The organism is Mixta sp. Marseille-Q2659, from assembly GCF_940807255.1.
Lineage (GTDB): Bacteria > Pseudomonadota > Gammaproteobacteria > Enterobacterales > Enterobacteriaceae > Mixta.
Genome location: NZ_CALNWY010000031.1, coordinates 1 through 19,799 on the forward strand (window position 1 = coordinate 1; position 19,799 = coordinate 19,799).

Here is a 19,799-nt window from a genome sequence, read left to right on the forward strand (position 1 = left end):
CATGTGTTAGGCCTGCCGCCAGCGTTCAATCTGAGCCATGATCAAACTCTTCAATTAAAAGTCTGATGCTCAAAGAAAAACGTCGTAATGAATTACGTGTTCACTCTTCAAGACTTGATACTGCAAGTTTTTTTTTGCGTATCCCGTCCGTGAGTGCCCACACAGATTGTCTGATAAATTGTTAAAGAGCGGTGCGACCGGCGCTTCGTGCCGTTGCCGCGAGGTGGCGTATATTACGCTTTCCTCTTTCAGAGTCAACCTCTTTTTTCAGAAGTTTTTCTCCGGCGATTCAGAACTGCTGAACCGCTCAACACCGCGTGGCGTAAGCCGTTGTACCGTGTCGATGGAGGCGCATTATAGGGAGTTCTCGCCGGGCCGCAACCGCTAAATTGCAATAAATTGACTGTTTGCTGCAATCCTCAGCAAAACCGGGGTTTATACACAGTTATCCACAGAATTATGCACGAACCGCGGGCACTGCAATTTTAGGCGAGCATCGCGCAAACGTTTTCGCTACAATGCCAGCCGATGTGAATAATGCCCCTGACGGGGCGTTACCTGAAACTTAAGCTGATAACCGTTAAGTTTGATGTAACGCTCTTTACTTGCGAACCAAAGCCAAGGGATAAAACCACCATGCAACAACCTCGTCCTGTACGCCGCGCTCTGCTCAGCGTGTCTGATAAAGCCGGTATCGTCGAATTCGCTCAGGCGCTCTCCCAACGAGGCGTGGAACTGCTTTCTACTGGCGGCACCGCGCGCCTGCTGGCTGACGCTGGCCTGCCGGTTACTGAAGTGTCTGATTACACCGGTTTCCCGGAAATGATGGATGGACGCGTTAAAACTCTGCATCCAAAGGTTCATGGCGGCATTCTTGGCCGTCGCGGTCAGGATGATGAAATCATGGCGCAGCATCAGATCGCGCCGATTGATATGGTTGTTGTTAACCTTTATCCCTTTGCAGAAACCGTCGCGCGTGAAGGCTGTTCACTGGAAGATGCGGTCGAAAATATTGATATTGGCGGACCGACGATGGTGCGCTCAGCAGCGAAGAACCATAAAGATGTCGCCATTGTGGTTAAGAGCAGCGACTACCAGGCTATCGTTGCCGAGCTGGACGCTAACGACAATTCCCTGACCTTAGAAACCCGTTTCGATCTGGCCATTAAGGCATTTGAACATACCGCCGCTTACGACAGCATGATCGCCAACTACTTTGGCAGCATGGTTCCTGCCTACCATGGCGAAAGCACGGCTCCGTCAGGTCGCTTCCCGCGCACCTTAAATCTCAACTTTATTAAAAAGCAGGATATGCGCTACGGTGAGAACAGCCACCAGCAGGCGGCTTTCTATATAGAAGAAGAAATTAAAGAGGCATCCGTCGCTACGGCACAGCAGCTTCAGGGCAAAGCGCTCTCCTACAACAATATTGCCGATACCGATGCGGCGCTGGAGTGCGTAAAAGAATTCAGCGAACCCGCCTGCGTTATCGTTAAGCATGCCAACCCGTGCGGCGTGGCGGTAGGCGATTCCGTACTGGAAGCCTATGAGCGCGCCTATAAAACCGATCCTACTTCCGCCTTCGGTGGCATTATTGCTTTTAACCGCGAGCTGGATGAAGCGACCGCGCAGGCTATTATCAGCCGTCAGTTTGTGGAAGTCATTATCGCCCCTTCCGCCAGTGATGCAGCGCTGAAAGTCACTGCCGCCAAACAAAACGTACGCATCCTGACCTGCGGCGCCTGGCAGCAGCGCGTTGCCGGGCTCGATTTTAAACGTGTTAACGGCGGTCTGCTGGTGCAGGATCGCGATCTGGGTATGGTTGACCGTAGCCAGCTGCGCGTGGTTAGCAAACGTCAGCCGAGCGAGCAGGAATTGCGTGACGCCCTCTTCTGCTGGAAGGTCGCCAAGTTTGTTAAATCCAACGCTATTGTTTACGCGCGCGATAATATGACGGTCGGCATCGGCGCCGGTCAGATGAGCCGCGTCTACTCAGCAAAAATTGCCGGCATTAAAGCGGGTGATGAAGGGCTGGAAGTGAAAGGCTGCGCCATGGCTTCCGATGCGTTCTTCCCGTTCCGTGACGGCATCGATGCCGCCGCCGCCGTTGGCGTTAGCTGCGTGATCCAACCGGGCGGTTCAATTCGCGATGATGAAGTAATTGCCGCTGCAGATGAACACGGCATTGCTATGATCTTTACCGATATGCGTCATTTCCGCCATTAATCGCCCGGAGAGAATAAATGAACATTTTAATTATTGGTAACGGCGGCCGCGAGCATGCGCTGGCATGGAAAGCGGCGCAGTCTCCGCTGGCCGATCGCGTTTTTGTCGCACCAGGTAATGCAGGCACTGCCCTGGAGCCCGCACTGCAGAATGTGGATATTGCCGCCACGGACATTCCGGCGCTGCTGAGTTTCGCTCAGCAAGAAAAGATAGATCTCACTATCGTTGGCCCGGAAGCACCGCTGGTAAAAGGTGTGGTTGACGCTTTCCGTAAAGCTGGGCTGAAAATCTTCGGCCCAACCAAAGCGGCCGCGCAGCTGGAAGGCTCCAAGGCGTTTACCAAAGATTTCCTTGCCCGTCATCAGATCCCGACGGCGGAATACCAGAACTTCACCGATGTTGAGCTGGCGCTGCAATACGTGCATGCCAAAGGCGCGCCGATCGTTATCAAAGCGGATGGTCTGGCTGCTGGTAAAGGCGTGATCGTCGCAATGACGCTGGAAGAAGCGGAAGCCGCCGTGCGCGATATGTTGGCGGGCAATGCTTTTGGCGATGCCGGTCATCGCATCGTGGTGGAAGAGTTCCTCGACGGCGAAGAAGCGAGCTTTATCGTAATGGTGGATGGCGAGCATGTGCTGCCGATGGCCACCAGCCAGGATCATAAGCGCGTGGGCGATGGCGATACCGGGCCGAATACTGGCGGAATGGGCGCTTACTCCCCTGCTCCGGTGGTCACACCGGAAATCCACCAGCGCGTTATGGATGAGGTCATCTGGCCAACGGTGCGTGGCATGGCGGCGGAAGGTAATGTTTATACCGGTTTTCTCTATGCCGGACTGATGATTGGTCAGGATGGCCAGCCGAAAGTGATCGAATTCAACTGCCGCTTTGGCGACCCGGAAACGCAGCCGATTATGCTGCGTTTGCAATCCGATCTGGTTGAGCTGTGCCTGGCGGCCTGTGAGGGCAAACTGGACGAGAAGGATTCCCTCTGGGATGAACGTCCAGCGCTGGGCGTCGTGCTGGCTGCAGGCGGCTATCCGGGCGATTATCGCACTGGCGACGTGATTCATGGCTTGCCGCTGGAAGAAGTGCCGGATGGCAAAGTTTTCCATGCCGGAACGCGCCTTGAGAATGATGAGGTGCTGACCAATGGCGGACGTGTACTTTGCGTTACCGCACTCGGTACCGACGTTGCCGCAGCGCAACAGCGTGCTTATGAGCTGACCACACACATTTCATGGGAAGGTAGTTTCTGCCGCCGCGATATTGGCTATCGCGCCATCGGACGTAAATAATCCCTTCTGCGGTTCCGCCAGCTGGCGGGGCCGCCATTTCACACTGCGCTAAAAATCCGCCTCCTGCGGCTCCCACTGGCAATCATCTTCCGTTGTCATATCGAGCAACTGCGTATCATTAGGCGCTTCGAGCCAGGCCACGTTTACCCTTTCTCCGGCACGATGCTGAAACTGACGTATCCTCTGCCATTCACTCTCATCCAGCATTGGGCTGACCTGCTCGTTCTGACAGGTTTGCAGCCTGTTGCCGCTCTGCCAACGCCCCTGCTTTAACAGGACACGTCCGGCCAACAGCGCATCGCTGATGCGTAACATACGCTGTGCATCGAATTTATAAAGCTCGACGGTCTGTTCGTTCACGGCTTCGCGCCGTCCCGCCAGCTGACGCTGCATAAAACTTAAGCTGCCGTCACCATCAAAACGTAAGGTCACATCATCCGGCTGCGCGCCGCTGAGATGTCGTTTAATGCTGGTAAGGTTGCCATTTTGCCAGCCGTATTCCGTAAAGACGGCGGCACCGCCCTGGAAGGGTCTGAATACCGTTAGCATATGCACGCTATGAGGCTGATTTTTGCGCCAGATGCGTACCGCGCCGCGATCGGCCAGATAGCCGCTGGCGGTAAAATCAGGCAGCGAAGGCTGCGAACTACAGCCTGCCAGCAGTAACGTCAGAAGTGCCACTAGCCGCTTCATGATGCTCCGTTATCACAATAGACGACACAAAAACAAAAGGGCGACAATAATTGCCGCCCTCGTTAAACCTTTCACTGCAACGCGATTACTTAACGGCGTCTTTCAGTGCTTTACCAGATACGAATGCCGGTACGTTAGCAGCAGCAATTTTGATTTCTTTGCCAGTCTGCGGGTTGCGGCCAGTGCGCTCAGCACGGTGGTTAACTTTAAAAGTACCAAAACCAACCAGTTGTACAGCATCACCATCTTTCAGAGACTCGGTAATTGCAGCCAGGGTGGATTCCAGCGCAGCTTTAGCCTGGGACTTGGAGAGATCCGCTTTCTCTGCAATTACATCAATCAGTTGAGTCTTGTTCATAAGTTATCCTTACAGTGTATTTATCGCTTGCTAAGCATCGAGTGCGAGGGAATAGCCAGATTCTGACACTCTTCAGCCTGCACGCACCGATAGCCACATTTTTCAGCCCCCCAAATGTAGACCAGACAGGGGGCGGATGTGAAGCCTTTAGGCACGACAATTCAGGCGTGAAGTCACGTTTTATCGCCTTATTGCTCTATTTTTATACCGATGTTACTTATTGCGACTTCCCGCAGGTCAGAACGTAGTCCTTTTATCAAATCCAGGTCCCGCTCTTCACAGGCTGCCAGCAGGCGGAAAATCTCCCACTGCGCGTCCCATTCCTCTTCAATCGCCGGCAATGCGCCCAGCTCTTCATCGGTCATTTCCCGACCAGCCTGCGTCATTTCCAGCATGGCGACCGTCGTAATCGATGTCTCGCTCACCTCAATCGCATGTTCCAGTGTTTCTCCGCTCAGGCGCGAATGCACCAGCTCGCTTAACGCAACGCAGGCGTCGATGGCGGGATAAACGCCATACACATCGAAATCGTCCGCCAGCGGAATCGCCTCTTCCAGCTTCTCCAGCTGGCTGTCGAAATTGATTTTGGCATCCTTTACCGTCAGCGACTCCCAGATCAGATCGAGAATACGACGATAAAGCTGCGCATCGGCAAACTGCGTTTGCTGACAAAACGCCCAGTAATTGGGATAGAGGCGCTCGCACAGGCAGGCCATAAAAGTGACGTGCTGCCAGCTTTCCAGCTTTTCGAGGCGTAAATGAATGGGGTTACGTAACATGATAAGGTCTCTTCGGCATCATTCTGGCGGCAGTGTAACGCAAAAGAAACCTTCCGGCACGGCTAACCCTTCTGCCAGCGTACAAAGGCGGCGCGCTCTGAAGCAACGGCGTCGGCCCAGCGTGTCGGCTCCGGCAAACGGTAGCCCGCCATGCATTTTTGCACCCACTCCAGCGCGGTATCGATGCTGACACGATGGCCAGTAGAGACGAACAGCGGATTGCAGCGTTTTTTACTGCGCCAGACCCAGCCGATTTTCTCGCCTTTATCCATTAGCGGCTGTTGCGAACCCGGCTCATCATCCAGCGGTTCAAAGCGTCCGCACAGGCGGCGCTTCGCCACGCCGATAGTCGGCACATCCACCAGCATACCGAAATGACTGGCGACGCCGAGCCTGCGCGGATGGGAAATGCCATGGCCATCAACAAACAGCAGGTCAGGTTTTTGTTCCAGCAGCTCCCAGGCCGCCAGCAGCGCGGGATATTCACGGAAAGAAAGGAAGCCGGGGATGTAAGGCATGATGGTGGCGATGCGCGCCACCTTATATTCAACAAGCTTCAGCGAAGGATATTCCAGAATGACCATGGCGGCGCGCGTAACGTCGCCGCCCTGCTCGAATCCTACGTCCGCGCCGCCAATCAGGCGCGGCGGCATCACATCGAAATCATCATGACGCACCACTTCCGCGGCGCGTTGTAGCTGTTCGGCTCGTAATGCCTGTATATCCATATCTACTCCTTGTGATAAGGACGTGACAGCCGATGCACCGCCTCCACAAATGCGCCTGCATGTTCAGGCGGTACATCCTGATGGATGCCATGTCCTAAGTTAAATACGTGCCCGTCGCCCTGGCCGAAGCCTTCAAGGATCGTCGCCACTTCCTGCTCAATGCGCGCAGGGGATGCATAAAGCATAGACGGATCCATATTGCCTTGCAGAGCGACCTTGTCGCCAACGCGACGGCGCGCATCGGCAATATCGGTGGTCCAGTCCAGCCCCAGTGCATCACAACCGGTCGCTGCCATCGCCTCCAGCCACTGGCCGCCGCCTTTGGTAAACAGCGTTACCGGTACGCGGCGTCCTTCATTTTCACGCAGCAGGCCATCAACGATTTTATGCATATAGCGCAGCGAAAATTCCTGATAATCACGACCGGTCAGCACGCCGCCCCAGGTATCGAAAATCATTACCGACTGCGCGCCGGCGCGGATCTGCGCATTCAGATAGAGCGTGACGCTGTCGGCCAGCTTATCGAGCATTGCATGCAGCGTCGCGGGCTCGGCATACATCATTTTTTTAATTTTGGTGAAGGCTTTGCTACTGCCGCCTTCCACCATATAGGTCGCCAGCGTCCAGGGACTGCCCGAAAAACCGATCAGCGGCACCGCGCCCTGCAAATTTTTGCGAATGGTGCGTACCGCGTTCATCACATAGCCCAGCTCCTGCTCAGGATCGGGCACCGGCAGTTTATCGACGTCAGCCCGGCAGGTAATTGGCGAAGCAAAGCGCGGGCCTTCACCGGCTTCAAAGAACAGCCCTAATCCCATCGCATCCGGGATGGTTAAGATGTCAGAGAACAGGATTGCCGCATCCAGAGGATAACGACGCAGCGGCTGTAGCGTGACTTCGCAAGCCAGCTCGGCATTTTTGCACAGCGACATAAAATCACCGGCCTGCGCGCGCGTGGCTTTATATTCCGGCAGATAGCGTCCGGCCTGACGCATCATCCATACCGGCGTCATATCTACCGGCTGGCGTAACAGGGCACGCAGGTAACGATCGTTTTTTAATTCGCTCATCATAAGGCTCTCTCAAATACAGGCGCCTGGTGGCAGCCGTTATGGCCGACAGTTAAACAAGTTTGCTGCCCTGTCGCAACCGTTACGACTGTTCATCGGCCGCGCGGCATAGCGCCACCGTATCTTCAATCAGGCGGCGAGCGACGGTGCCCGCCGGCGGCAGTTGCGGCAGCGCGTCATAGCGGAACCAGTCGGCGTCAATCAGCTCGTTATTATCAATTTGCAGTTCGCCTTCATCATATTCCGCCATAAACGCCATCATCAGCGAATGAGGAAAAGGCCACGGCTGTGAGGTGATATAGCGCAGATTTTTTATCCGCACGCTGCTCTCCTCCATCACCTCGCGCGCAACGGCTTGCTCCAGCGTTTCGCCAACTTCGACGAATCCCGCCAGCACGGTATAGATGCTGTTGCGATGGCGCGCATGCTGCGCCAGCAGAATCTTATCGTCACGCCGAATAGCGACGATGATGCAGGGCGCAATCTGAGGATAATAACGCTCACGACAGTGCCCACAGAGGCAGGCATTTTCACGCTTGCTGAGATGCATCTCGTGACCGCAGTAGCCGCAGTAACGGTGCGAACGAATAAACTCGGCCAGCTGTACGCCGCGACCCGCCAGCTGAAACAGGCCGCTATCAAGATCGATAATTTGCCGTACCGATCCCATATGTTCGCTGCGATTCTCGCGGATCAGCCAGACCGGATCGCCCTGCCATTCGCCAATCACCGCGCCTTGCGATCCCGCAAGCCCGAACGTTTCTGCCGTACCGAACGGTAATTCACCGTTTGGTAACCAAATTTTCTGTTCATGGCTGACAACCCACCAGCCAGCGTCTACGCTTGTAATCGCACGTTCCATAAAAGAAGTTCCTTTGCTTCAGCACTTTTGTGACTGGGGCCGTAATTATTCTTAAAAAAGGAACGGACACGGGACACAGCCTCTGTACTGATGTTAAGTATAAGTAGCGGTAAGACTATAACCCACGGAGACAAACATGCTTAACCAGTTAGACGTTCTGACCGAGCGCGTAGGTGGCAGCAATGAACTGGTAGATTTTTGGCTGAATGCGCGCAGGCAACTGTTAGTTGCTTATTATCAGGTTGTCGGTATTAAACCTAATAAAGAGTCTCTGACCGCCCTTGACGAGAAAGCGCTCGACGATTTTTGTCAGAATCTGGTCGACTATCTTTCCACCGGTCATTTCAACATTTACGAACGTATTATTGAAGAGATGAACGGCGACAGCCCACTGCTGGCGGCGGCGCAAATCTATCCCGCGCTGCAGGGCAATACCGAAAAAATCATGCAGCTGTATGATTCACATCTGGAAGCGGCTATCGATCACGATAACTGTCTGGAGTTCCAGCAGGCGCTCTCTGAAGTGGGCGAAGTGCTGGAAGCGCGTTTTACGCTGGAAGATAAGCTGATTCAGCTGGCCTTTGAAAACAATCTGGCTGCGCTGACGGCAGCTAACGATCAGGCGATCGCGCGCCCGGCTTAAAAGTTAATAATTTGTTATAATCCTTGTGATTTTTAAAACGCCCCTTTATGCTGAAGGGGCTTTTTTATGCCTTGTCGCAGCATCATGCGCGCAGGGTTGAGCGTTAGCTCACTTTCTTCTTGTCGGAGTGCCTTTTAGGCTGAGACCGTTAATTCGGGATCCGCGGAACCTGATCAGGTTAGTACCTGCGAAGGGAACAAGAGTACACATCTTTTTGCGCCGTCAGTATATGCTGGTTGCGTACGGTTACTCCTTCCGAACTCCGGACAAGCAACATTCCTTATTTTGGAGATTGCTATGTCTGATAAACCCAATCGTCGTGAACAGCGCGCTCAGGCGCAACAGTTTATTGCCTCGCTCCAGGGAACGGCGTTTCCCAACTCAAAACGTATCTGGATTGCGGGCAGCCGCCCCGACATTCGCGTGCCAATGCGCGAGATCCAGCTTAGCCCGACGCTTATCGGCGGCGATAAAAACGATCCGGTTTATGAAGCTAATGAGCCAGTGCCGGTTTACGACACCGCAGGGCCTTACGGCGATCCAGACGCCACGATTGACGTTCATCAGGGCCTGCCGCGCCTGCGCAGCGCCTGGATTGAACAGCGCGCGGATACGGAACCGACACAGCTCAGCTCCAGCTACAGCCAGCAACGCTTGAAAGATGAAGGACTGGATCATCTGCGCTTTGATAATCTGCCGCGCCCGCGCCGGGCGCAAACGGGACGCCGCGTAACGCAGCTCCACTATGCGCGTCAGGGCATCGTCACGCCGGAAATGGAATTTATCGCGCTGCGGGAAAATATGGGCCGCGAGCGGATCCGCAGCGAAGTCCTGCGCCAACAGCATGCCGGCCACGGTTTCGGCGCCCAGCTGCCGGAAAATATCACGCCGGAATTTGTCCGTGAGGAAGTAGCCGCCGGACGAGCGATTATTCCGGCGAATATTAATCATCCCGAAGCGGAGCCGATGATTATCGGCCGTAATTTCCTGGTCAAGGTCAATGCCAATATCGGCAACTCCGCCGTCAGTTCGTCTATTGAAGAGGAAGTCGAAAAGCTGGTGTGGGCAACGCGCTGGGGCGCCGATACCGTGATGGATCTCTCGACTGGACGCTATATCCATGAAACGCGCGAGTGGATTCTGCGTAACAGTCCAGTGCCGATTGGTACGGTGCCGATCTATCAGGCGCTGGAAAAGGTTAACGGCATTGCAGAAAACCTGACCTGGGAACTGTTCCGCGATACGCTGCTGGAGCAGGCGGAACAGGGCGTCGACTACTTTACGATCCATGCCGGCGTGCTGCTGCGCTATGTGCCGATGACGGCGAAGCGCCTGACCGGCATCGTTTCGCGCGGCGGCTCGATTATGGCGAAATGGTGCCTTTCCCATCATCAGGAAAGTTTCCTCTATCAACACTTCCGTGAAATCTGCGAGATCTGCGCCGCCTATGATGTTTCTCTGTCGCTGGGCGACGGGCTGCGTCCTGGCTCAATTCAGGACGCTAACGACGAAGCGCAGTTTGCCGAACTGCATACGCTGGGCGAGCTGACGAAAATCGCCTGGGAATATGACGTTCAGGTAATGATCGAAGGCCCTGGCCACGTGCCGATGCAGATGATCCGCCGCAATATGACCGAACAGCTGGAACACTGCCATGAAGCGCCGTTTTACACGCTTGGCCCGCTAACCACCGATATCGCGCCTGGCTATGACCATTTTACGTCGGGCATCGGTGCGGCGATGATCGGCTGGTTCGGTTGCGCCATGCTCTGTTACGTCACGCCGAAAGAGCATCTGGGCCTGCCGAATAAAGAGGATGTTAAGCAGGGGCTGATTACCTACAAGATCGCTGCGCACGCCGCGGATCTGGCTAAAGGTCATCCCGGTGCGCAGATCCGCGATAACGCGATGTCGAAAGCGCGCTTTGAATTCCGCTGGGAAGATCAGTTTAACCTTGCGCTGGATCCGCATACCGCGCGCGCTTATCACGATGAAACGCTGCCGCAGGAGTCCGGCAAAGTCGCACATTTTTGCTCAATGTGCGGCCCTAAATTCTGCTCGATGAAAATTACCCAGGAAGTGCGCGATTATGCTGCCAGGCAGCAGGCTGAGGCGCAGCCTGTTGAGGTGGGTATGGCGGCCATGTCACAGGCGTTCCGTCAGCGCGGCGGCGAGCTTTATCATCCCGCCGATGCGCTGGTGCCGGAGGAGAAAGCATGAGTCAGTCTTTCCCCAAAACGCCGCATAAACTCGGTCTTTATCCGGTCGTTGATACGCTTGAATGGATTGAGCGTCTGCTGTCTGCAGGCGTCCATACCTTACAGCTGCGTATCAAAGATCGCCCTGACGCCGAGGTGGAGCCGATTATTCAGCAGGCGATCGCCCTTGGCCATGCGCACCAGGCGCGCCTGTTTATCAATGATTACTGGCAGCTGGCGCTAAAACATCGTGCTTACGGCATTCATCTGGGACAGGAAGATCTGGACGTGGCTGATATTGAAGCCATACGCCACGCCGGTCTGCGTCTTGGCGTTTCCACTCATGACGATCTTGAGATTGAGCGGGCGCTCGCTATCCAACCCTCGTATATCGCGCTGGGTCATATCTTCCCGACGCAGACCAAAGAGATGCCCTCGGCGCCGCAGGGGCTGGAACAGCTGCGCCGCCATGCCGCGCGGCTGGTAGATATTCCCACCGTCGCCATTGGCGGGATCAGCATTGAACGCGCCCCGGCGGTATTGGCGTGCGGCGTCGGCAGCATTGCGGTCGTCAGCGCCATCACGCAGGCCGCTGACTGGCGCGCAGCTACCCGCGAGTTGCTGGCACTGGCTGGTACGGGAGATGAGGATGATGCTTAACGATCGCGATTTTCTGCGTTACAGCCGTCAGCTGCTGCTGGAGGAGTTCGGCGTGGAAGGCCAGCAGCGCCTTCAGCGCGCCAGCGTCCTGATTGTCGGCCTCGGCGGACTGGGCGCGCCAGCAGCGCTGTGGCTGGCCGCCGCAGGCGTCGGCAAGCTGCTGCTGGCGGATGACGACCGGTTACATATCAGCAATTTGCAGCGTCAGATCCTGTATCGCAGCGCGGACTGTGGCAAAGCGAAAGCGCAGCTGGCTCAGCATCAGCTGCTGGCGCTTAATCCCCAGGTTGAAGCGATTGCGCTGGCGGAAAGGATGGATGAAGAACGGCTGCGGACGCTGTTGCCGCAGGTGGATCTGGTGCTGGACTGCAGCGATAACATGATGACCCGACAGGCGGTAAACGCCGCCTGCGTCGCGGCGGGAAAACCGCTGATCAGCGGCAGCGCAGTGGGTTTCGGCGGGCAGCTGTTGGTAATCTCGCCGCCCTGGCGACACGGCTGCTACCGCTGTCTCTGGCCGGACAACAGCGAACCGCAGCGCAACTGCCGCACCGCAGGCGTACTTGGCCCGGTCGTCGGCACGATTGGCACGTTACAGGCGCTTGAAGCACTGAAAATGCTGGCGGGTCTCCCCTCTTCCCTTGATGGACAGCTGCGTCTGTTTGATGGCCGTCAGCAAACCTGGCGCACGCTAAACCTTACGCCTGATGCGGGCTGTCCGGTCTGCGGAGGTGGCAGATGAAGGTAATCGTTAATGACGAAGCCCTGATGCTGGACGAAGCGCTGACGCTGGATCGACTGCTGGATAAGCTGGCCTGTCAGCAGGCAGGCACCGCGCTGGCGGTTAATCAGCAAATCGTGCCACGCGATCGCTGGACTCAACATGCATTGCAGGATGGCGACGAGATCGTCATTTTTCAGGCCATTGCCGGAGGCTGATATGTTACAGATAGCAGATAAACACTTTTCTTCTCGCCTGTTTACCGGCACTGGCAAATTCGCCACGCCCGCATTGATGCTGGAAGCGATTCGCGCGTCCGGTTCGCAGCTGGTAACGATGGCGATGAAGCGCCTCGATTTACGCGGCGGCGAAGACGGCATTCTGGCGCCGCTGCAGGCGCTGGGCGTCCAGCTGCTGCCCAATACCTCGGGAGCCAAAACGGCGGAGGAAGCGATATTCGCCGCCCGTCTGGCGCGTGAAGCGCTTGGCACCCACTGGCTGAAGCTTGAAATCCATCCCGATGCGCGCTACCTGTTGCCGGATGCGGTTGAAACGCTAAAAGCGGCAGAGCGGCTGGTCAAAGAGGGTTTTACCGTGCTGCCCTATTGCAGCGCCGATCCGGTGTTATGCAAAAGACTGGAAGAAGCAGGCTGCGCCGCCGTCATGCCGCTGGGCGCGCCTATCGGCAGCAATCAGGGACTGAAAACGCGCGATCTGCTGGCGATCATCATTGAGCAGGCAAAAGTGCCGGTGGTGATTGATGCCGGTATCGGCGCGCCCAGCCATGCCAGCGAAGCGCTGGAGATGGGCGCGGACGCGGTGTTGGTCAATACCGCGATCGCCGTCGCGGGCGATCCGGTCACGATGGCGCAGGCATTCCGCTTTGCCGTAGAAGCGGGTCGTTTGGGTTACCGCAGCGGTTTGGGCCATAGCCAGCAGCAGGCCATTCCCTCCAGCCCGCTAACCGCTTTCCTCAGCCAACCGGAGGCGATGTCATGAAAGATTTTATCGATCGCTGGCGCCAGCTTGACTGGGATGACATCAGGCTGCGTATCCACAGTAAAACGGGGGCTGACGTACAGCAGGCGCTTAACGCACCGCGTCCGACGCGTGAAGACCTGATGGCGCTGCTCTCGCCCGCTGCCACCGCCTTTCTTGAGCCGATGGCGCAAAAGGCGCAGCGGCTGACGCGGCAACGCTTCGGCAATACAGTCAGTTTTTATGTGCCCCTTTACCTTTCGAACCTGTGCGCTAACGACTGCACCTACTGCGGCTTTTCCATGAGCAACCGCATTAAGCGGAAAACGCTTGATGCTGAAGAGATCGAACGTGAATGCCTGGCGATCCGCGCTATGGGATTTGATCATCTGCTGCTGGTGACTGGTGAACATCAAACAAAGGTCGGCATCGATTACTTCCACCAGCATTTGCCGCAGATCCGTCAGCATTTCAGCTCGTTAATGATGGAAGTGCAGCCGCTGGCGGAAGCGGAATATGCCGGTCTGAAACGTATCGGGTTGGATGGCGTGCTGGTTTATCAGGAAACCTATCATCCGAAGATTTATCAACAGCATCATCTGAAAGGTAATAAACAGGACTTTTTCTTTCGCCTGGAAACGCCGGATCGCCTGGGCCGCGCCGGGATCGATAAGATCGGTCTCGGCGCGCTAATAGGTTTATCAGACAGCTGGCGTACCGACTGTTTTATGCTGGCAGAACATTTGCTGTGGCTGCAGCAGAGTTACTGGCAGAGCCGCTATTCGATCGCCTTTCCGCGTCTGCGTCCCTGCGCCGGTGGCATCGAGCCCGCCTCGCTTATGAGCGAGGCGCAGCTGGTACAGACCATCTGCGCTTTCCGACTGTTTGCGCCGGAAGTCGAACTTTCGCTATCGACCCGTGAATCACCTGCTTTTCGCGATCGCGTTGTGCCGCTGGCGATCAATAGCGTTAGCGCTTTTTCTAAAACGCAGCCCGGCGGCTATGCGGAAAATCGACCGGAACTGGAACAGTTTTCGCCAGACGATCACCGCACGCCGCAGGAAGTGGCCGCCGCGCTCACCCAGGCGGGCTTACAACCGGTCTGGAAAGACTGGGATAGCTGGTTAGGACGTGCGTCATCGTAACGTTGCACGGGAACGACATTAATTGCCCTGATTATCCGTATAGCCCGGCGTCGCCCAGACGGAGGGCCAGTCTCCCGGCTCGCCGCCGTCGCAGCTGGGCTGGCTGTTATAGCTTATCAGATGAAAATCGTGCCCATCGTAACGCCAGGTAGCGCTTTCGCCACAGTCAGCAATACCGCGACCGCGAGCGGCATGAAACAGCTGGCCGCTTTGCGGATCATAACTGGCTTCGGTAAACCAGCTTATGCTGTTGGGTTTGCCTTCATCATCTTTTAGCGGCAGCGGCAGAACCAGTTGCTGCGCCTTTTCCGGCGCGGTGCGCGGCGTAATAAAGAGTACGCTGGAAGACTGATAGGCACCCATACCGCAGTTAATCATGACCAGCGCATGCTGCGCATCCAGCGGCTGCGCTTCGCTGCGCGCTACCTCATCTTCCGCAGGCTCGCACTCTTCCTGTTTCAGCGCCGGCTGCTGGCTGGCAATCACTTTTTTAAGCAGTGCCTGCGCATCATCTAATGGCACAACTGCTGGCACCGGCGGGAATTGAGGTGCGGCAGAAGCACGCGGCGGAACACTGTTAGCCGGTTGATCGCCGGTTTTAAACAGCGCCGTTTGGTTATCAATCCGCCCCTGACGCTCATCGACAAACAGCAGGGCTGCGTTTAGACCGCTGAGCGAGCCAGCGACATCATTATCGGAAGTCAGGGAAATGGTCATCGCATTTTTCGCCGCCGCCACCAGCGCCTGAATATCATTCAGGTCCGCGCTATGGGCGTTAGCGTAATCATTATTGGCATCAGCATCTGACAGCGTAATATCATGTTCCCAGCGCTTCCCATCCAGCCAGATCCCTTCGGCTTTATTCGCGTCAAAACTCATGATATCAAGCGACGCGGCACCATCAGGGCCTGCCTGATGACGAATAACGATGCGCATATTTTCATCCACGTTGCGAATATCGCAGTCGTTCAGGTTATTACAGGTGACCTGCCACTCTTTAAACAGGCGTTGTACCGGTTCGTCGGCTGCGAAAGCCGGCAGCTGCCAGATTACGATGCCAGCCAGCAGTACGCTTTTGATCAACAGTTTCATGCGAATGTTCCCTCACTGTGCGGAAGATATAAAAAAACCCTGCCGAAGCAGGGTTTGATTTTACAGCATGCCTGACGATTACTCGTCGTCGCTACCGCCAAGGCCAGCGTTCAGCAGCTCGGCCAGGCTGGCCGTTGCTTCTTCTGCGCTAACCTGAGGCGCCACGGTCGGCTCGCCAGACTGACGGCGACGCATACGATCCTGATGGTACGCATAACCGGTACCAGCCGGGATCAGACGACCCACGATCACGTTCTCTTTCAGGCCACGCAGTTCGTCGCGTTTGCCCGCTACTGCAGCTTCGGTCAGGACACGCGTGGTTTCCTGGAACGATGCGGCAGAGATGAACGATTCGGTTGCCAGTGACGATTTGGTAATACCTAACAGGTCGCGGACGTAAGTTGCGCCCACTTTGCCGTTGGCTTCCAAATCGCGGTTGGCAATCTTCACGCGTGAGTATTCTACCTGCTCGCCTTCCAGGAACTCGGAGCTGCCGGCGTTGGCGATGGTTGCTTTACGCAGCATCTGACGCACGATAACTTCGATGTGCTTATCGTTAATCTTAACGCCCTGCAGACGGTATACGTCTTGCACTTCGTTAACGATATAACGGGTCACAGCCTGAACGCCACGCAGACGCAGAATGTCATGCGGAGATTCTGGACCGTCGGAGATCACGTCACCACGTTCTACGCGCTCACCTTCAAATACGTTGAGCTGACGCCATTTCGGAATCATCTCTTCGTACGGATCGCTGCCGTCGATCGGCGTAATCACCAGACGACGTTTGCCTTTGGTCTCTTTACCGAAGGAGACGATACCGCTGATTTCAGCCAGGATCGCAGGCTCTTTCGGACGACGCGCTTCGAACAGGTCAGCAACGCGCGGCAGACCACCGGTAATATCCTTGGTACCGCCAGATTCCTGCGGCACACGCGCCAGGGTATCACCAGAGCTGATTTTCACGCCATCTTCCAGCTGAACAATCGCTTTGCCCGGCAGGAAGTACTGTGCCGGCATGTCGGTGCCCGGGATCAGAACGTCATTGCCGTTCGCATCAACGATTTTCAGCGCCGGACGCAGATCTTTACCGCCAGAGGTACGTTCTGCAGTATCCAACACCACCAGTGAAGACAGACCGGTCAGCTCGTCAGTTTGACGGGTAATGGTCTGGCCGTCGATCATGTCAGTAAAGCGAATGAAACCGCTCACTTCGGTGATAACTGGCATGGTGTGTGGATCCCAGTTCGCTACCGTTTCACCGGCATTAACCTGCTCGCCATCACCTTTCGCCATAGTCGCGCCGTAAGGCACTTTATAGCTTTCTTTGGTGCGCCCGAATTCGTCGATCATTTTCAGTTCAACGTTACGGGAAGTAATAACCAGCTTACCTGCGGAGTTCGTTACCGATTTCGCGTTGGTCAGCTTGATAGTACCTTTGTTCTTAACCTGAATGCTGGATTCAGCAGCCGCACGCGATGCCGCACCACCGATGTGGAACGTACGCATGGTCAGCTGTGTACCCGGCTCACCGATTGACTGCGCCGCGATAACGCCGATAGCTTCACCATTGTTAATGATGTGGCCACGCGCCAGGTCACGACCGTAGCAGTGCGCACAAACACCGAAGTCGGTTTCACAGGCAACAACAGAGCGGACTTTTACGCTGTCAACAGAGTTCTGTTCCAGCACGTCACACCAATGCTCGTCGAGCAGCGTATTGCGTGATACCAGAATGTCAGCAGTGCCCGGCTTCAGTACGTCTTCTGCCGTTACACGGCCGAGTACGCGCTCACGCAGCGGCTCTTTAACATCGCCACCTTCGATAACCGGCGTCATCATGATGCCTTCGTGCGTACCACAGTCATCTTCGGTAACCACCAGGTCCTGCGCCACGTCAACCAGACGACGAGTCAGATAACCGGAGTTCGCGGTTTTCAGTGCGGTATCCGCCAGACCTTTACGCGCACCGTGCGTGGAGATGAAGTACTGGAGTACGTTCAGACCTTCACGGAAGTTCGCGGTGATCGGCGTTTCGATGATGGAGCCATCCGGCTTCGCCATCAGACCACGCATACCAGCCAGCTGACGAATCTGAGCCGCAGAACCACGCGCACCAGAGTCGGCCATCATAAAGATGCTGTTAAACGAAACCTGTTTTTCCTCTTCGCCGTCGCGGTTGATAACCGTTTCGGTAGAGAGGTTTTCCATCATCGCTTTAGCAACGCGTTCGTTCGCCGCGGCCCAAATATCGATAACTTTGTTATAGCGTTCGCCAGCGGTTACCAGACCAGACTGGAACTGTTCCTGGATCTCTGCCACTTCCGCTTCCGCTTCGGTGATGATTTCCACTTTCTTCGCCGGGATAACCATGTCGTCGATACCAACGGAAGCACCTGAACGGGCTGCGTAGGCAAAACCGGTATACATGGTCTGGTCAGCAAAGATAACGGTCGGTTTCAGGCCCAGAATGCGGTAACAGGTGTTCAGCATTTTGGAGATCGCCTTTTTACCCAGCGCTTGGTTGACGATGGAGTACGGCAGACCTTGCGGCACGATCATCCACAGAATCGCACGACCGATAGTCGTATCGATCAGGCTGGTTTTCGGGATGAAATCGCCCTGCTCATTTTTTTCGTATTCAGTGATACGCACTTTAACGCGCGCATGCAGCTCGGCCAGGCCAGCGCGATAAACACGCTCAGCTTCTTTCGGGCCAGTCAGCACCATGCCTTCGCCTTTGGCGTTCACTTTGTCGCGGGTCATGTAGTACAGACCCAGTACAACGTCCTGAGACGGAACGATGATCGGTTCGCCGTTCGCCGGAGACAGAATGTTGTTGGTCGACATCATCAGCGCACGCGCTTCCAGCTGGGCTTCCAGCGTCAGCGGTACGTGAACAGCCATCTGGTCACCATCGAAGTCGGCGTTATAAGCCGCACAAACCAGCGGATGCAGCTGGATCGCTTTACCTTCGATCAGAACCGGTTCAAATGCCTGAATACCCAGACGGTGCAGCGTCGGCGCACGGTTCAGCAGAACCGGGTGTTCGCGGATCACTTCATCCAGAATATCCCAAACGACCGCTTCTTCACGCTCAACCATTTTCTTGGCGGCTTTGATGGTGGTAGCAAGACCACGCAGTTCCAGCTTGCCGTAAATGAACGGTTTGAACAGTTCCAGTGCCATTTTTTTCGGCAGACCGCACTGATGCAGACGCAGATAAGGACCTACGGTAATAACGGAACGACCGGAGTAGTCGACGCGTTTACCCAGCAGGTTCTGACGGAAACGACCCTGCTTACCTTTGATCATGTCAGCCAGCGATTTCAGCGGACGCTTGTTGGAGCCAGTAATGGCGCGACCACGACGGCCGTTATCCAGCAGCGCATCGACCGCTTCCTGCAGCATACGTTTTTCGTTACGTACGATGATGTCCGGCGCAGCCAGATCCAGCAGACGTTTCAGACGGTTGTTACGGTTAATGACGCGACGATAGAGATCGTTCAGGTCAGAAGTCGCAAAACGACCGCCGTCCAGCGGAACCAGCGGACGCAGATCCGGTGGCAGTACCGGCAGCACGGTCAGGATCATCCACTCCGGCTTGTTGCCAGACTGAACGAAGGCTTCCAGCAGCTTGATACGCTTGGTCAGCTTTTTACGCTTGGTCTCGGAGTTGGTTTCGTTCAGCTCTTCGCGCAGCTGTTCGCATTCCTGCTCCAGATCCATGTTTTTCAGCAGCGCCTGGATCGCTTCCGCGCCCATTTTCGCGTCGAATTCGTCGCCAAACTCTTCCAGCGCATCCAGATACTGCTCTTCAGTCAGGATCTGGCGCTTTTCGAGGTTGGTCATACCGCCTTCAACCACCACATAGGATTCGAAGTACAGTACGCGTTCAATATCGCGCAGCGGCATATCCAGCAGCAGACCGATACGGGACGGCAGAGATTTCAGGAACCAAATGTGCGCAGTTGGGGAAGCCAGCTCGATGTGGCCCATACGCTCACGGCGTACTTTAGTCTGGGTCACTTCAACGCCGCACTTCTCACAGATAACACCGCGGTGTTTCAGGCGCTTGTACTTGCCGCACAGGCACTCATAGTCTTTTACCGGCCCGAAGATACGGGCGCAGAACAGACCATCACGCTCTGGCTTGAAGGTACGGTAGTTAATGGTTTCCGGCTTTTTCACTTCACCGAAAGACCAGGAACGGATCATGTCTGGCGAGGCCAGCGCAATCTTGATCGCATCAAACTCTTCGGTTTTAGTTTGCGCTTTCAGAAACTTAAGTAAGTCTTTCACGGATTAGCTCCCGTCGGAGTGAGACTTCTCAAGAGAGCCCGGCCCA

The 19,799-nt window shown here is 55.7% G+C and carries 17 protein-coding genes and 1 riboswitch; of the genes, 9 read left to right on the forward strand and 8 right to left on the reverse strand.

Annotated features, from left to right (window positions below; all coding sequences use genetic code 11):
- Positions 1–636: 636 nt before the first annotated feature.
- A complete protein-coding gene (gene purH, locus P3C52_RS17390) occupies positions 637–2,226 on the forward strand; it encodes a bifunctional phosphoribosylaminoimidazolecarboxamide formyltransferase/IMP cyclohydrolase (RefSeq protein ID WP_275556194.1) in 1,590 nt (529 codons plus the stop codon).
- Positions 2,227–2,243: 17 nt separating this feature from the next.
- Positions 2,244–3,524 carry a phosphoribosylamine--glycine ligase gene (gene purD, locus P3C52_RS17395; protein WP_275556195.1) on the forward strand — a complete coding sequence of 427 codons (1,281 nt, stop codon included), beginning with the start codon at positions 2,244–2,246 and terminating at the stop codon, positions 3,522–3,524.
- A gap of 48 nt (positions 3,525–3,572) precedes the next feature.
- Here the strand turns inward: purD and P3C52_RS17400 are convergent, their stop codons facing one another.
- The 6 genes from P3C52_RS17400 to nudC form a co-directional block, all read right to left on the reverse strand.
- The gene (locus P3C52_RS17400) at positions 3,573–4,217 is read right to left on the reverse strand and encodes a DUF1481 domain-containing protein (RefSeq protein ID WP_275556196.1); all 645 of its coding nucleotides are present in this window, start codon (positions 4,215–4,217) and stop codon (positions 3,573–3,575) included.
- 85 nt (positions 4,218–4,302) lie between these two features.
- Positions 4,303–4,575: a nucleoid-associated protein HU-alpha gene (hupA, locus tag P3C52_RS17405; RefSeq protein WP_038629805.1), complete on the reverse strand. Its 273-nt coding sequence runs from the start codon at positions 4,573–4,575 to the stop codon at positions 4,303–4,305.
- 188 nt (positions 4,576–4,763) lie between these two features.
- Positions 4,764–5,354 (reverse strand): YjaG family protein, encoded by a 591-nt coding sequence (locus P3C52_RS17410; protein ID WP_275556197.1) that lies wholly within the window; start codon positions 5,352–5,354, stop codon positions 4,764–4,766.
- A gap of 62 nt (positions 5,355–5,416) precedes the next feature.
- Positions 5,417–6,082 (reverse strand): deoxyribonuclease V, encoded by a 666-nt coding sequence (gene nfi, locus P3C52_RS17415; protein WP_275556198.1) that lies wholly within the window; start codon positions 6,080–6,082, stop codon positions 5,417–5,419.
- 2 nt (positions 6,083–6,084) lie between these two features.
- Positions 6,085–7,152 (reverse strand): uroporphyrinogen decarboxylase, encoded by a 1,068-nt coding sequence (gene hemE, locus P3C52_RS17420; RefSeq protein ID WP_275556227.1) that lies wholly within the window; start codon positions 7,150–7,152, stop codon positions 6,085–6,087.
- An 82-nt stretch (positions 7,153–7,234) separates the two neighbouring features.
- A complete protein-coding gene (nudC, locus tag P3C52_RS17425; protein ID WP_275556199.1) occupies positions 7,235–8,014 on the reverse strand; it encodes an NAD(+) diphosphatase in 780 nt (259 codons plus the stop codon).
- A 136-nt stretch (positions 8,015–8,150) separates the two neighbouring features.
- Between nudC and rsd the strand changes: the two genes are divergently transcribed.
- The 7 genes from rsd to thiH all read left to right on the forward strand — a co-directional run bounded on the left by rsd (position 8,151) and on the right by thiH (position 14,359).
- On the forward strand, positions 8,151–8,657 hold the full coding sequence (gene rsd / locus P3C52_RS17430) for a sigma D regulator (RefSeq protein WP_275556200.1): 507 nt from the start codon (positions 8,151–8,153) through the stop codon (positions 8,655–8,657).
- 113 nt (positions 8,658–8,770) lie between these two features.
- Positions 8,771–8,870: riboswitch (TPP riboswitch) on the forward strand.
- A gap of 84 nt (positions 8,871–8,954) precedes the next feature.
- Entirely contained in the window at positions 8,955–10,877 is a 1,923-nt protein-coding gene (gene thiC, locus P3C52_RS17435) for a phosphomethylpyrimidine synthase ThiC (protein WP_275556201.1), read from the forward strand.
- Positions 10,874–11,515, forward strand: a complete 642-nt coding sequence (gene thiE / locus P3C52_RS17440) for a thiamine phosphate synthase (RefSeq protein ID WP_275556202.1) — start codon at positions 10,874–10,876, stop codon at positions 11,513–11,515. The genes thiC and thiE overlap by 4 nt, the downstream gene beginning before the upstream one ends.
- A complete protein-coding gene (locus tag P3C52_RS17445; protein WP_275556228.1) occupies positions 11,508–12,257 on the forward strand; it encodes a HesA/MoeB/ThiF family protein in 750 nt (249 codons plus the stop codon). Before thiE ends, P3C52_RS17445 begins: the two co-directional genes overlap by 8 nt.
- Positions 12,254–12,454, forward strand: coding sequence for a sulfur carrier protein ThiS (gene thiS / locus P3C52_RS17450; RefSeq protein WP_275556203.1), 201 nt, complete (start codon positions 12,254–12,256; stop codon positions 12,452–12,454). The genes P3C52_RS17445 and thiS overlap by 4 nt, the downstream gene beginning before the upstream one ends.
- Before the next feature lies 1 nt (position 12,455).
- Complete coding sequence (locus P3C52_RS17455) at positions 12,456–13,235, forward strand: thiazole synthase (protein WP_275556204.1); 780 nt, start codon at positions 12,456–12,458, stop codon at positions 13,233–13,235.
- The gene (thiH, locus tag P3C52_RS17460) at positions 13,232–14,359 is read left to right on the forward strand and encodes a 2-iminoacetate synthase ThiH (RefSeq protein WP_275556205.1); all 1,128 of its coding nucleotides are present in this window, start codon (positions 13,232–13,234) and stop codon (positions 14,357–14,359) included. The genes P3C52_RS17455 and thiH overlap by 4 nt, the downstream gene beginning before the upstream one ends.
- Before the next feature lie 18 nt (positions 14,360–14,377).
- On the opposite strand, the gene P3C52_RS17465 is transcribed toward thiH, so the two are convergent.
- Complete coding sequence (locus P3C52_RS17465; RefSeq protein WP_275556206.1) at positions 14,378–15,451, reverse strand: DUF1176 domain-containing protein; 1,074 nt, start codon at positions 15,449–15,451, stop codon at positions 14,378–14,380.
- Positions 15,452–15,529: 78 nt separating this feature from the next.
- A complete protein-coding gene (gene rpoC, locus P3C52_RS17470; protein WP_275556207.1) occupies positions 15,530–19,753 on the reverse strand; it encodes a DNA-directed RNA polymerase subunit beta' in 4,224 nt (1,407 codons plus the stop codon).
- Between the last annotated feature and the right edge of the window lie 46 nt (positions 19,754–19,799).